The sequence below is a fragment of the Streptomyces sp. NPDC005408 genome, assembly GCF_040606445.1.
Lineage (GTDB): Bacteria > Actinomycetota > Actinomycetes > Streptomycetales > Streptomycetaceae > Streptomyces.
Window position 1 is genome coordinate 28,109 of sequence record NZ_JBEXEX010000024.1, and the last position, 12,787, is coordinate 40,895.

Here is a 12,787-nt window from a genome sequence, read left to right on the forward strand (position 1 = left end):
CATGACCGTCGAAACGACCGCGCGCACGTACACGATCAACGGTCCGGAACCCGAGCTGTGGTACCGCGACCTCATCAGCTGCCTGCAGGCCACCATCGGTTCGGTGCTGGCGCGCCAGGGCGTCGACCCCCTGGCCGTGCTGGGCGCGGGGTGGCGGTTCCTGCACCTGCCGGGCGACGTCCGGCACGAGGAGTTCTACTACCCGTGCCTGCCCGACGAGTCCGGGACGATCGACCTCGGCACCGCGCTGGCACCGCACCACGCACTGAGCGTGCGCTGGTGGCAGCCGGCCGACGAGCAGGACGTCTGGAGCGAGGTGCGCGCCTCGCTCGCCGAGGACCGGCCGGTCATCGCCGCCGTCGACAACTTCCACCTGCCGTTCCGGCCCGCGTACGGAGACGTGCACGCCGCGCACCAGGTGGTGATCTACGGTCTGGACGAGACCCGTGGCGTCGTCTACGTCTCGGACGCGATGCCGCCGTCCTTCCGCGGCGCGGTCCCGATCGAGCAGTTCCTGCGCAGCTGGAACTCGGAGAACCCGACCGACGTCCAGGACGCCTTCTTCAGCGACTCCCGGATCGGCCGGCGCTGCCTCGACGTCCGGCTGGACGCCGCGCCCGCCCCGCTGACGCCCGAACTGCTCGGCGGCTTCCTCCGCTCCAACACCGAGGACTTCACCACCGCGGGCCCGGTCCGCACCGGTCTCGCGGGCTTCGACCAGTTCGCCGCGGAACTCCTCGAACGGTGCCGGGCGGGCGACGCCGGAGCGCTGCGCGAGCTCTACCCGTTCGGCTGGGCCATGCAGGCGCAGGCCTCGCTCCACGGTGAACTGCTGCGCCGCTGCGGCGGTGAGTGGCGCGACCCGGCGCTGGCCGGAGCGGGCCGCGCGGTCGAGACCGTGGCGCACGCCTGGACCGGGCTGCGCTTCACCGGCGCGCACGGGCTCGAGGACCCGCGCGCGGCCGCCCTCGACATAGCGCACCACACCACGCTGCTGCGCAGCGCCTACGCCCGCGCGGTCGACGCCGTCGGCGCGGTGGCGGCCCGGCTCTGATCGTGTACGCATCGACCCTCGTGACCTCCCGGAGTGAAGAGTGAGCAGCAAGCTGGCAGCGCTCGGCGGTACGCCGGCCGTGCCGAAAGACCGACGTCATGTGCAGTGGCCCCTGGTCGAGGACGAGGACCGCAAGGCCGTTCTCGACGCCCTCGACGGCGCACGGCTGGTGTCCGACACCGACGGCGTGAACCCGGTCTCCGAGCTGGAGCACGACTGGGCCCGCCGCTTCGGCTTCGCGCAGTGCGTCGCGGTGTCCAACGGCACCGCCGCGCTGTCCCTGGCGCTGTCCGCGCTCGGCGTCGGACCGGGGGACGAGGTGATCGTGCCCGCGCTCAGCTTCATCGCCACCGGGCTCGCGCCGGTGCACCAGATGGCCGTCCCGGTCTTCGCCGACATCGACCCGGTCACCTTCAACATCGACCCGGACGACATCGAGCGGCGGATCACGCCCAGGACCCGGGCGATCATCCCCGTACACCTGCACGGCGCGCCCGCCGACATGGACCGCATCATGGCGATCGCCCGCAAGCACGACCTCGCGGTGGTCGAGGACGCCGCACAGGCCCCCGGGGCGACCCACCGCGGCCGGCCGGTCGGCGGGATCGGCGACGCGGGCTCCTTCAGCCTCCAGGTCAGCAAGAACATCCCGACCTGCGGCGAGGGCGGACTGCTCGTGACCGGCAGCGACGAGCTGGCCGGGGCGATGCGCCGGGGCCGGCAGTTCGGCGAGGTGATCGAGGCCGGCCGCGACCGCGACTACGTCTCGTACGGCCTCGGCTGGAACCACAAGATGAACGCCCTCCAGGCCGCGTTCACCTCCGCGCAGCTCGCCCGCTTCGACGGGTACGAGGAGCGCCGGCAGCGGAACATCACCGAGTTCCTCGCCCGGCTCGCGGGGCTGCCCGGCCTCCAGGCGCCCACCGCGCTCCCGGACACCACCCACGTCTGGCACATCCTGCGCTTCCGCTTCGACCCGGCCGCGTTCGGCCTGGACGGCGTGAGCCCGCAGGCGCTGCGCTCGGCCCTGCGCCGGCTGCTGCGCGCCGAGGGCGTCCCGATGTCGCAGTACCAGCTGATGCCGCTGCCCGACCAGAAGGTGTTCGTCGACCGCCTCGGCTTCGGCTCGGGCCAGCCGTGGGCCGTGACCGGCGCGCCCGGCACGGTCCAGGGCGAGGGCTACCCGGTGACCCGCGAGGTCATCGCGGACTCGCTGACCATCCAGAAGCGCCACCTCAACCCCGGGGCGGGCGAGCTGCTCTCGCTGTACGCCGACGCCTTCGAGAAGGTGTGGGCCAACAAGGACATGGTGGCCACGCTCGCGAAGGTGGCGTCATGACTGGAACCCAACTGCTGGAGCGGGACGCACTCGGGACGCTCGACGCGATCGCCGCCCGCATCCGCCGGCACGTGGTCGACATGTGCGCCGGGCCCGAGGGCGGCCACCTCGGTGGCGGGCTCTCCTGCACCGACGTGCTCACCGCACTGTACTTCTCCGTCCTCGACGTGGACCCGAGCCGGCCGGACGATCCGCACCGCGACCGCTTCCTGCTCAGCAAGGGCCACGCCGCCGTCGCGCTGTACGCGACCCTTGCCGAGCGCGGCTACTTCCCGGTCGAGGAGCTCGCCGAGTTCGGCCGCCCCGGCAGCCGGCTGATGGGCCACCCGGTCCGGGCGGTGCCCGGCGTGGAGCTGCCGACCGGCTCGCTCGGCCACGGGCTCGCCCTGGGCTGCGGCTTCGCGCTGGCCGCCCGCTACGCGCAGAGCCCGGCGCGCAGCTTCGTCCTGCTCGGCGACGGCGAGCTGCAGGAGGGTTCGGTGTGGGAGGCCGCGATCGCGGCCGCCAGCCTGCGCCTCGACCGGCTGGTCGCCGTCGTGGACTGCAACGGCCTGCAGCTGACCGGACCGACCCAGGGCATCGCACCGATGGAGCCGCTGGCCGAACGCTGGCGCAGCTTCGGATGGTCGGTGCGCGAGGTGGACGGCCACGACCCGGCGCTGCTCGCCGAGCACCTCGACGGCGCGCCGTGGGAGCCGGGCAAGCCGAGCGTGCTGATCGCCCGCACGGTCAAGGGCCACGGCCTGCCCTTCCTGGCCGGCCGCCCGGCGAGCCACTACGTCACCCTCTCGCCCCGCAACCACTCGCGGGCGCTGAACGCACTACGAGCCACGGAGGCCCTGGGATGAGCCGTGCGACCCGCGAGGCGTACCGGGACACCCTGCTTCCGCTGCTGGCGCGCCATCCCGAGCTGATGTGCCTGGACTCCGACACCGGACTGTTCGGCGCGGACCACGCGGCGGCCGCCGGCGAGCAGTACCTCAACGTCGGTATCGCCGAGCAGAACCTGATGGGCGTGGCCGCCGGCATGGCGGCCTGCGGACGGGTTCCGTTCGTCAACACGATGGCCGCCTTCGCCACCTCCCGCGCGCTGGAGGCCATCAAGATCGACATCGCCTACAACCGGCTGCCGGTCCGCATCATGGCCACCCACGGCGGCCTGGCCGCGGGCCACCTCGGCCCCACCCACCAGGCCCTGGAAGACCTCGCCGTGATGCGGGTGCTGCCCGGCATGACCGTGGTGGTGCCGGCCGACGCCGCCGCCACGGAGGCGTTCGTCGAACAGAGCCTGAACCTGCCCGGACCGCTCTACGTCCGCCTCGGCCGCAAGGCGACCCCGCCGCTGCCCGTCGGCCCGCCCCCCGTCATCGGGCAGGCGCAGACGCTGCGGGAGGGCGGCGACGTCGTCCTCGCGAGCTGCGGCCCGTACCCGGTGCTCGCCTGCCTCGCCGCGGCGGACGCGCTCGCCGGGCACGGCATCGAGGCCACCGTGCTCAACATGCACACGCTGCGACCGCTCGACACCGAGACGCTGATCGCCGCGGCCCGCCCGGCCGACCTCGTCGTGACGCTGGAGGAGCACTGGCGGGGCGGCGGACTCGGCGGAGCGGTGGCCGAGACGCTGGCCGAGCGCGAGCCGGTACGGGTGGTGCGGCTGGGTGTGCCCGACACCTTCGTCACCCAGGTCGGCCACCAGGAACACCTCGTCGCGCACTACGACCTCACCGCGGAACGGGTCGTGAGGACGGTCCGTACCGCCCTCGACACCGCGGCCCGCACGGGAAGAACCGGCCGAAAGGAACACGTCTCTTGACCACCACGACTGCCCTGTCCTGCCCGGAGTGCGAGGAGCCGGTGACCATCGGCGACTCGGTCCGGCTCAACGAGATTCTGGAATGCGGGGGTTGCCGGAGCGAGCTGGAGGTCGTCGCGCTCGACCCCATGGTGCTCGCCCTCGCCCCCGAGGTCGAAGAGGACTGGGGCGAGTAGCCGTCCCAGGCAGTGGCCCGCCCCGGCGCGCTGTGTACGCCGGGGCGCGCCGCGTTCCGGACCTTCCGCAAAGCCCAGAAGCGCACGACTTCCCCGAAGGAGCCCCACCTCATGCAGTCCGAGCCCCACGGTCCCGGCGTCGGGACGGCAACCTTGACGCGCTCGCCGTTCTCGGTCCTCGACGACGCGGGTCCGTACGCCGCCGCCGTCGACGAGTTCCTCGCCGCGGACACGCCCGCGTCCGTCCCGGTGTGGACCGGCGGACGGGCCGACCTGGCCGCCTCCGCCGAGCGCGCGGCCACCCTCTACGGGGAGGTGACCCGCCCGGCCGCCCGCACGTACGGCGTCGTGCTCAGGCCCGAGTCCCTGCCGGCCGGACTGCACGCGCTGATCGCGCCCTGTGCCCTCACCTGGCTCGACCAGGAAGAGCTCGCCCCCGCCCTGCTCGACCGGCTCGCCCCGGAGGAGAACGGCCGCCCCGAGACGTACTCCCTCCTGATCGCCGGTCTCTACGAGCACTTCACGGTGGACCTCATCTGGCCGCTGGTCCGCGCCGCCTCGCGCCGGCCGGACGTGCGGCTGTCGTTCCTCACCGGCCGCGACGCCGCCTCCCTCGCCTGGTTCACCGCCAAGCAGTACGTCGCGCCGGCCCCGGACGTGCACGAGCTCGGTCTCTTCACCGCCGTCGACCGCGGCCTCACCCGCGACGGCATCCACCTGCGCAACGAGGGCGAGGTGGGGAACACGGACGTCAAGTCCGAGATCCTCGGAACCCGTTGGCGGCGGCTGATGCTCCAGGGGCACGGCAAGGACGACTCGATCAACCTCGCCGACTTCACCATCTGCGGTCTGAACGAGACCGTCGGACGGAACCCGTCCCTGGTCGCCCCGATCTGCGCCACCTCCACCTGCTACAAGCCCGTGGACAAGCTGATCCAGCTCAGGGACATCCGCGCCGCCGAGGTGGTGCTGAGCTCCTGCAACAACGCTCCCTTCGCCGACGCCGCCGTGTTCGACCCGAAGTACCAGCTGATGCTCAACGCGATCGACGGGACCGCCAAGAACGTCGTCGGCGCGATCACCGTCCACGCCTCCGGCCGCCCGGAGAACCTCGTCTGGACGGACGCCGCCCTGGCGGGGGCCTCCTCGGCCGAGGCGCTCAACGCGAGCATCGGCACCTCGGAGCCGTACCCCGCCTACGTCCAGTTCGGCACGGGCGAGGACGCGGGCCGTACGCCCGAGTTGCCCGCCGTCGAGCCGGAGCCGCTGCTCCTCACCGCCTCCGCCCGCCTCACCGCGTACCTGGCCGGCGGGGTGCTGGCCCCCAACCACCCGCTCCGCCCCCGCCTGGGCAAGCTCGCCATCAAGGTCGAGAGCCAGGTCTCCCGGCGCGACCTGGCGGTCCACCAGGACCGCACCCCGGTGCTCCGCGGTCTGATGGACGACCTGCAGTCGCTGGACATGGCGATCGCCACCCAGTTCACCAAGGACCCGGAGAACGAACTCAGCAACTGCTTCGCCTACTTCGGCGAGCGCAGCCGGATCGACATGTCCGACGTCAGCCACGTGCGCTGCCAGTGCGGCCGGCCCGCCGAGCGCTACAGCCGGCGTGCCCTCGTCCCCACCTCGCTCGACTTCGAGGGCGTCGTCTGCACCCGCTGCGGTGACGTCGCCTTCCGGCTCTTCGACTCCCCGTCGCTGCTGATCCACGCCGAGGACGGCGCCGAGAAGGGGACCACCAACGAGGTGCGGGTGGCCGTGCGCGACGCCCGGCCCGGCATCCTGCGCCTCGGCCTCTTCTTCGCCAGCTACGGGCGCGCCGGCTGCACGATCGAACCGGACCTGCGCAAGGTCAGGATCGCCCCGGACGGGACCGGCGAGACGACGTTCACCCTGACGCTGGACCCCGGCATCCCGCCGCACGGCTACTACATGACGGCCTTCGCCGTACAGGACCTCGCCGTGTCGATCGCCCGCCGCAACTTCGGCGTCCTGGCCGCCGAGAGCGACGGCTGACGGGCCCGCGGGCCGGACCGGCCGCGTACGTGAATTCCCTTTGAGGTCAAGACCGTTCGAATTGGAGGACGTGGTGGAGGCGCTTCGGAGCGTGCAGGTGAGGAGGGCGTGGCCGTGCTGCGAGTGACGGTGGTCGGTGCGGCCGGCTACATCGGCGGGGAACTGCTGCGGCTGTTGCTGGGGCACCCCGAGGTCGAGGTGGTGGGCGCCGTGTCGTCCCGCTTCCCCGGCAAGCGGATCGACGGTGTGCATCCCAATCTGCGCTCCGTCACCGATCTGACGTTCTGCTCGGCCGAGGACGCACCGGAGAGCGACGCGGTGTTCCTGGCGCTGCCGCACCGGGTGGCGATGACCCAGATCGAGCACTGGCGCTCGCGCGCCGGCGTCGTCCTCGACCTGACCGGCGACTTCCGGCTCTACGACACCGAGGTCTTCCGGCGCTACTACGGCGAGGAGCACCTGGCGCCGAAGCTGCTGGACGACTTCGTCCCCGGTCTGCCGGAGCTCTACCGCGAGCGCCTGCGCACCGCCGACCTGATCAGCGTGCCCGGCTGCATGGCCACGGCCGCCGTGCTCGCCCTCCACCCCCTGGTGGCGCACGACCTGATCGACCTCGAACGAGGCGCCCAGGTCGACGCGAAGACCGGCTCCAGCGGCTCGGGCGCCACCGCGGGACCGGCCAACCTGCACGCCGAACGCAGCGGCGCGATGCGCGTCTTCGCGCCCACCCGGCACCGGCACGAGGCCGAGATCGCCCAGCACCTCGGCCTGCCGACCGCCATGACCGCCACCGGCGTCGAGGCGGTCCGCGGAGCCCAGACCCTCTGCCACGCCACCCTGCGCCCCGGCGTCGACACCAAGGCCGTCCGCCGGGCCTTCCGCGAGTGCTACGCGGCCGAGCCCTTCGTCCGCGTCGTCGCCCACCAGCGCGGCATCTACCGCTACCCCGACCCGAAGATCCTGCTCGGATCGAACTTCTGCGACGTCGGCTTCGCCCTCGACGAGGACACCCGCCGGCTGAGCGCCATCGGAGCCCTGGACAACCTGGTCAAGGGCGGTGCCGGCAACGCCGTGCAGTCCCTCAACGTCCGCATGGGTCTCCCCGAGACCCTCGGCCTCACCTTCCCCGGCCTGCACCCGCTGTAGCCCCGGCCGAACCGGAGAGAGCGTGTTCACCCAACCCTTGACCGTCGTCAAGTGCGGCGGCAATCCCGCCGTCGACGCCGCAGGCATCTGCGCCGACATCGCCCGCCTGGTCCACGAGGGCCACTCCATCCTGCTCGTCCACGGCGGCTCCGGCGAGATCGCCCGGCTGTCCGGCCGGCTCGACGTCCCGCAACGCACCCTGGTCGCACCGGACGGCGTGTCCACCCGCTACACCGACCCGGACACCCTTGACGTGGTCGTCCTCGCCCTGGCCGGTTCGGTCAAGCCCCGGCTGGTGGCGGAACTCTCCCGCCACCGCGTGCCCGCCGTCGGCCTCACCGGCATGGACGGCGGCATGCTGCGGGCCCGCCGGAAGGCCGCCGTCCGCGCCGTCGTCGACGGCCGCACCGTCCTGGTCCGCGACAACCACAGCGGCCGGATCGCCACCGTGCGCCCCGAACTCCCCCGGAACCTGCTGCGGGCCGGCTACGTACCGGTGGTCTCGCCTCCGGCCATCGACGAGCACGACCAGCCCGTCAACGTCGACGCCGACCGGGCCGCCGCCGCACTGGCCGCCGCCCTCGGCGCCGACCAGCTGCTGCTGCTCACCGGCGCACCCGGGGTGCTCGCCGATCCCGGCGACCCCACCAGCGTGCGCGACAGCATCGGGATCACCCCCAGCGGGGCGCCCGACCCGTCGGCCACCGGCGGCATGGCGCTCAAGCTCATCGCCGCCCGCGAGGCGCTGGCGGGCGGGGTCACCACCGTACGCATCGCGGACGGACGCACCCCGGATCCCGTCAGCCGGGCGCTCGCCGGGGCCGGCACCACCGTGCACCTCGCCGAGGCCGACGCCGGCGCGGCGCGGGGCGGTCCACGCAAGGAGGAGGTCCGGGCATGAGCGAAGCCGACGACAGGCCGGCCGGATGGCGGGGCGGCACGGTCTGGCTGACCGGGCTGCCGAGCGCGGGCAAGTCGACCATCGCGGTCGGTCTCGCCGAACGGCTGTCGGCCGAAGGACACCGGGTGCAGGTCCTCGACGGTGACGAGGTCCGCGCCGCCCTCTCCCCTGACCTCGGATTCTCGAAGGCCGACCGGGACACCAGTGTGCGGCGCATCGGGTTCCTGGCCCGGCTCCTCGCCGAGCACGGCGTCACCGTGCTGGCACCGGTCATCGCCCCCTACGCGGAGTCCCGGGCCGCGGTGCGGGACCAGCACGCGGCGCGCGGCGTCGGCTACCTGGAGGTGCACGTGGCGACCCCGGTGGAGAACTGCGCCGCCCGGGACGTCAAGGGCCTCTACGCCAGACAGGCAGCGGGCGAGATCAGCGGTCTCACCGGTGCGGACGACCCCTACGAAGCGCCGGTCGACCCCGATCTGCGCATCCACACGCAACACAACACGATCGACGAGTCGGTCCGGCAGGTGCGTGCGCTGCTCGCTGCACGGGGACTGTGACGAAGGAGACTGACATGACTGTTGTCGACACCGCCGGCACGCTGCGCCCGCCGCGCCCGGCGCCGCCGGACCACCTCGACGCCCTCGAAGCCGAGGCGGTGCACATCTTCCGCGAGGCCGCGGCCCAGTTCGAGCTACCGGTACTGCTCTTCTCCGGGGGCAAGGACTCGATCGTCATGCTGCACATCGCGGCCAAGGCCTTCTGGCCCGCGAAGGTGCCCTTCGGCCTGCTGCACGTGGACACCGGGCACAACTTCCCCGAGGTGCTGGAGTTCCGCGACCGCGCCGCCGCCCGGGCCGGCGTCCGGCTGGACGTGGCACGGGTCCAGGACTACATCGACGACGGGCGGCTGCGCGAACGCCCGGACGGCACCCGCAATCCGCTGCAGACCGTGCCGCTGCTCGACGCCGTGACCACGCACCGCTTCGACGCCCTCTTCGGCGGCGGACGGCGCGACGAGGAGAAGGCCCGGGCCAAGGAACGCGTCTTCTCGCTGCGCGACGAGTTCGGGCAGTGGGACCCGCGGCGCCAGCGCCCGGAGCTGTGGTCGCTGTACAACGGGCGGCACAGCCCCGGCGAGCACGTGCGGGTCTTCCCGCTGAGCAACTTCACCGAACTGGACGTGTGGCAGTACATCGAGCGCGAGCGGATCGAACTGCCCTCGATCTACTTCGCCCACGAGCGCGAGGTCTTCCGGCGCGGCGGCATGTGGCTCACCGCCGGCGCCTGGGGCGGCCCGGCGCAGGGCGAGACGGTCCGGACCCGCCGGGTGCGCTACCGCACCGTCGGCGACATGTCCTGCACCGGCGCCGTCGAATCCGACGCCGTGACGGTGCAGGAGATCATCGCGGAGATCGCCGCCTCGACGCTGACCGAGCGCGGCGCGACCCGAGCCGACGACAGACTGTCCGAGGCGGCCATGGAAGATCGCAAGCGCGAGGGGTATTTCTAGATGAGCATGCCTACGGTGCCGCTCGCGGCCGGGAACACGGATGCCACACGGCCGGGCTCACTGCTCCGGCTCGCCACGGCAGGCTCGGTCGACGACGGCAAGTCGACGCTCGTCGGCCGACTGCTGCACGACACCAAACAGGTCTTCGCCGACCAGCTCGACGCCGTCGAGCGGGTCTCCCGCGAGCGCGGACTGGAGACCGTGGACCTCGCACTGCTGACCGACGGACTGCGCGCCGAACGGGAGCAGGGCATCACGATCGACGTCGCCTACCGCTACTTCGCGACGCCCAGGCGCCGCTTCATCCTGGCCGACACGCCGGGACACGTGCAGTACACCCGGAACATGGTCACCGGCGCGTCGACCGCGCAGGTCGCCGTCGTGCTGGTGGACGCGCGCCACGGCGTGGTCGAGCAGACCCGCCGGCACGCCGCCGTCGCCGCACTGCTGAAGGTGCCGCACGTCGTCCTGGCCGTCAACAAGATGGATCTCGTCGGCTACGCCGAGGACCGCTTCGCCCGGATCGCGGACGAGTTCACGGGGTACGCCCGGGCGCTCGGCATCGCCGCCATGACGACGATCCCGATCAGTGCACTGCGCGGGGACAACGTCGTGCAGCCGTCCGGGCGGATGGACTGGCACACCGGCCCGACCCTGCTCGAACACCTGGAGACGGTCGACGCCGACCGCGACGCCTCGGCCTCCCCGGCGCGACTGCCGGTGCAGTACGTGCTGCGCCCGCAGAGCGCCGAGTTCCGCGACTACCGCGGCTACGCGGGCCAGATCACCTCGGGGGTCTTCCGCGCGGGCGACGACGTGGTCGTGCTGCCCTCGGGCAGGCGGACGTCGATCGCCGGGATCGACCGGCTCGGCGAGCGCGACGTCGACGTCGCCCGCGCCGAGGAGTCGGTGACGATCCGCCTGGCCGACGACGTGGACGTCGCGCGCGGCGACCTCATCGCCGCCGTCGACCAGGCTCCCCGGGTGACCCAGGAGGTGACCGCGACCGTCTGCCACATCGCCGACCGGCCGCTGCGCGCCGGCGACCGCGTCCTGCTGCGCCACGGCACCGCCGTCGTCAAGGCCGTGGTCCGCTCGCTCGACTCGGTCCTCGATCTGGAGACGCTGCGCCGGCTGCCGGGCCCGGGGGCCCTGCGGGCCAACGACATCGGCCGCGTCACGCTGCGCACGGCCTCGCCGCTGCCGCTCGACGACTACGCCGACCACCGGCGCACCGGCTCGTTCCTGCTGGTCGACGAGGCTGACGGAGCCACGCTGACGGCGGGCATGGTCGCGGCGGAGAGCTGAGCGGGAAGCACGAAGCCCGGTCCACCACACCCCGCGGGTGATGGACCGGGCTTCAGGCGTTCCCGGGGGAGCCGGTCACGGCCTGACGCGGTACTCGACGGTGTCGAGGACCCGCGCCGCGTGCTCGCGCAGCTGGTCCACGGAGTCGCCGGTCATCGAGAAGGTGAGGAAGAAGTTCTCCATGTCCAGGCGGGTGACCCGGAATCCGTCGGCCAGCCGCACGTGGAGGACGCCGGGCAGGGCGAGCAGCTCGGCTTCGGTCGTGACGACCTCCACCGTGCCGATCTCCTCGGCCTCCACGTCCATCCAGCCGATGAACGGCCGCTCGCGCAGCGCCGGCAGCTCCTGCGGCGCGTACTCGCCCAGCGCCATGGAGACGATCACCGCGAACACGTCGATGCCGTACAGCTCCTGGATCGACCGGGGGATCTCGCCGCCGCCGGCCCGGACGTTGATCTCGATGAGCTCGGTCCTGCCGTCCTCCGAGCTCCGGCCCTCGAAGTGCAGCCAGAGCTGGTCGAGGCCGCGGTCGGCGCACAGCTTGTCGATCGCCTCGCACAGGACCCGCACCCCTTCGCGCACGTGGTCCTGCTGCGGCGGGTGGAACTCGAGGCCCGCGTCATGGTGCCTGACGTCGTCGTGGTCGGGCTTCTCGACCGCGAGGAGCGGGTGGAAGCGGCCGTTCAGCACGGGCCCGTCGACGGAGAACTCGGTGCCCGGCAGGAACTCCTCGGCGATCAGCTCCACGCCGCCCGCCCCGGACTCCTCCAGGTGCTTCAGGTGGGCGAGCAGCTCCGCCCGGTCGTCCACCCGCTTGACCAGGTACGAGGCCGAGGACTCCCGCGCGGGCTTGACGATGGCGGGGAAGAAGTCCACGGTCGCCGGGTCGTCGGTGAACTTGATCCCGGACAGGCCCAGGGCCCGCATGTGCTCCCGGACCAGGTTCTTGCTCGCCAGCACGGCGCGGCCGGTGCCGCCGCCCGGAAGGCCGTAGTGCGTGGTGAGCGCGATGTTCCACTCGATCAGCTTCTCGATCATGCTGACGACGGCGATCGGCACGATGCCGCGCTCGTCGATCCGGGCCGTGAGGGCCGAGAGCTCCTCGCCGTTCCAGTCGAACACGAGGTGGTCGTCGCAGAGGCCGGCATTGGGGTCGTCCGGCAGGTTCGAGACCAGCACCGGTCGCAGACCGCGGGACCGGAGCTCCTCGACCGCAGCGGGCACGTTGCCGATGGCTATCCAGGAAAGGACGAGCACGGATTTCATGTCGCGGACCTCCGGAGGCTTTCAAGAAGGGGTGTCTGATGACACGCGGGCGCCAATGCTGGCACAGCCGGAGGTCGTACCGAATAAGCGAGATGACTAGTCGTCGGCGGTCTGGTAAATGCCTTGATCCCCCGTGGATAAACCTGCGGCAGACGTGCCCGGAGACATTGCGCGTATAGCGTCCGTCCGACGGCGCCGTCCGGCGCCTCCCTCCATCCGAAAGAACGCATTGCACAGTGCGTACAGACCGAAGGACGG

The 12,787-nt window shown here is 72.4% G+C and carries 12 protein-coding genes; 11 read left to right on the plus strand and 1 reads right to left on the minus strand.

The genetic code is table 11. The features are described from left to right. Position 1: 1 nt before the first annotated feature. The 11 genes from ABZS64_RS22435 (at position 2) to ABZS64_RS22485 (ending at position 11,263) form a co-directional block, all read left to right on the plus strand. On the plus strand, positions 2-1,054 hold the full coding sequence (locus ABZS64_RS22435; RefSeq protein WP_355832324.1) for a BtrH N-terminal domain-containing protein: 1,053 nt from the start codon (positions 2-4) through the stop codon (positions 1,052-1,054). Positions 1,055-1,094: 40 nt separating this feature from the next. Next, positions 1,095-2,393, plus strand: a complete 1,299-nt coding sequence (locus ABZS64_RS22440; protein ID WP_355832326.1) for a DegT/DnrJ/EryC1/StrS family aminotransferase — start codon at positions 1,095-1,097, stop codon at positions 2,391-2,393. Continuing rightward, positions 2,390-3,241 (plus strand): transketolase, encoded by an 852-nt coding sequence (locus ABZS64_RS22445; RefSeq protein ID WP_355832328.1) that lies wholly within the window; start codon positions 2,390-2,392, stop codon positions 3,239-3,241. Before ABZS64_RS22440 ends, ABZS64_RS22445 begins: the two co-directional genes overlap by 4 nt. Next, positions 3,238-4,206 carry a transketolase C-terminal domain-containing protein gene (locus tag ABZS64_RS22450; RefSeq protein ID WP_355832330.1) on the plus strand — a complete coding sequence of 323 codons (969 nt, stop codon included), beginning with the start codon at positions 3,238-3,240 and terminating at the stop codon, positions 4,204-4,206. The genes ABZS64_RS22445 and ABZS64_RS22450 overlap by 4 nt, the downstream gene beginning before the upstream one ends. Beyond that, on the plus strand, positions 4,203-4,382 hold the full coding sequence (locus tag ABZS64_RS22455) for a lysine biosynthesis protein LysW (RefSeq protein WP_355832333.1): 180 nt from the start codon (positions 4,203-4,205) through the stop codon (positions 4,380-4,382). Before ABZS64_RS22450 ends, ABZS64_RS22455 begins: the two co-directional genes overlap by 4 nt. 111 nt (positions 4,383-4,493) lie before the next feature. Then, positions 4,494-6,398, plus strand: a complete 1,905-nt coding sequence (locus tag ABZS64_RS22460; RefSeq protein ID WP_355832335.1) for a hypothetical protein — start codon at positions 4,494-4,496, stop codon at positions 6,396-6,398. A 114-nt stretch (positions 6,399-6,512) separates the two neighbouring features. Beyond that, positions 6,513-7,544: an N-acetyl-gamma-glutamyl-phosphate reductase gene (gene argC, locus ABZS64_RS22465; RefSeq protein ID WP_355832522.1), complete on the plus strand. Its 1,032-nt coding sequence runs from the start codon at positions 6,513-6,515 to the stop codon at positions 7,542-7,544. A 22-nt stretch (positions 7,545-7,566) separates the two neighbouring features. Further along, the gene (locus ABZS64_RS22470) at positions 7,567-8,445 is read left to right on the plus strand and encodes a [LysW]-aminoadipate kinase (RefSeq protein WP_355832337.1); all 879 of its coding nucleotides are present in this window, start codon (positions 7,567-7,569) and stop codon (positions 8,443-8,445) included. Further along, on the plus strand, positions 8,442-9,002 hold the full coding sequence (gene cysC / locus ABZS64_RS22475; RefSeq protein ID WP_355832340.1) for an adenylyl-sulfate kinase: 561 nt from the start codon (positions 8,442-8,444) through the stop codon (positions 9,000-9,002). Before ABZS64_RS22470 ends, cysC begins: the two co-directional genes overlap by 4 nt. A gap of 14 nt (positions 9,003-9,016) precedes the next feature. Next, positions 9,017-9,955, plus strand: coding sequence for a sulfate adenylyltransferase subunit CysD (gene cysD, locus ABZS64_RS22480; RefSeq protein WP_355832343.1), 939 nt, complete (start codon positions 9,017-9,019; stop codon positions 9,953-9,955). Next, on the plus strand, positions 9,956-11,263 hold the full coding sequence (locus ABZS64_RS22485; RefSeq protein WP_355832346.1) for a GTP-binding protein: 1,308 nt from the start codon (positions 9,956-9,958) through the stop codon (positions 11,261-11,263). A 75-nt stretch (positions 11,264-11,338) separates the two neighbouring features. On the opposite strand, the gene ABZS64_RS22490 is transcribed toward ABZS64_RS22485, so the two are convergent. After that, positions 11,339-12,529, minus strand: a complete 1,191-nt coding sequence (locus ABZS64_RS22490) for an ATP-grasp domain-containing protein (RefSeq protein WP_355832349.1) — start codon at positions 12,527-12,529, stop codon at positions 11,339-11,341. Positions 12,530-12,787: the final 258 nt, after the last annotated feature.

What these genes read in the sequence shown, in the direction of transcription:
- ABZS64_RS22445 (WP_355832328.1), top strand. Translation starts at nt 2,390, where the DNA reads ATGACTGGAACCCAACTGCTGGAGCGGGACGCACTCGGGACGCTCGAC.
- ABZS64_RS22485 (WP_355832346.1), top strand. Translation starts at nt 9,956, where the DNA reads ATGAGCATGCCTACGGTGCCGCTCGCGGCCGGGAACACGGATGCCACA.
- cysC (WP_355832340.1), top strand. Translation starts at nt 8,442, where the DNA reads ATGAGCGAAGCCGACGACAGGCCGGCCGGATGGCGGGGCGGCACGGTC.
- ABZS64_RS22435 (WP_355832324.1), top strand. Translation starts at nt 2, where the DNA reads ATGACCGTCGAAACGACCGCGCGCACGTACACGATCAACGGTCCGGAA.
- cysD (WP_355832343.1), top strand. Translation starts at nt 9,017, where the DNA reads ATGACTGTTGTCGACACCGCCGGCACGCTGCGCCCGCCGCGCCCGGCG.
- ABZS64_RS22450 (WP_355832330.1), top strand. Translation starts at nt 3,238, where the DNA reads ATGAGCCGTGCGACCCGCGAGGCGTACCGGGACACCCTGCTTCCGCTG.
- ABZS64_RS22460 (WP_355832335.1), top strand. Translation starts at nt 4,494, where the DNA reads ATGCAGTCCGAGCCCCACGGTCCCGGCGTCGGGACGGCAACCTTGACG.
- ABZS64_RS22490 (WP_355832349.1), bottom strand. Translation starts at nt 12,529, where the DNA reads ATGAAATCCGTGCTCGTCCTTTCCTGGATAGCCATCGGCAACGTGCCC.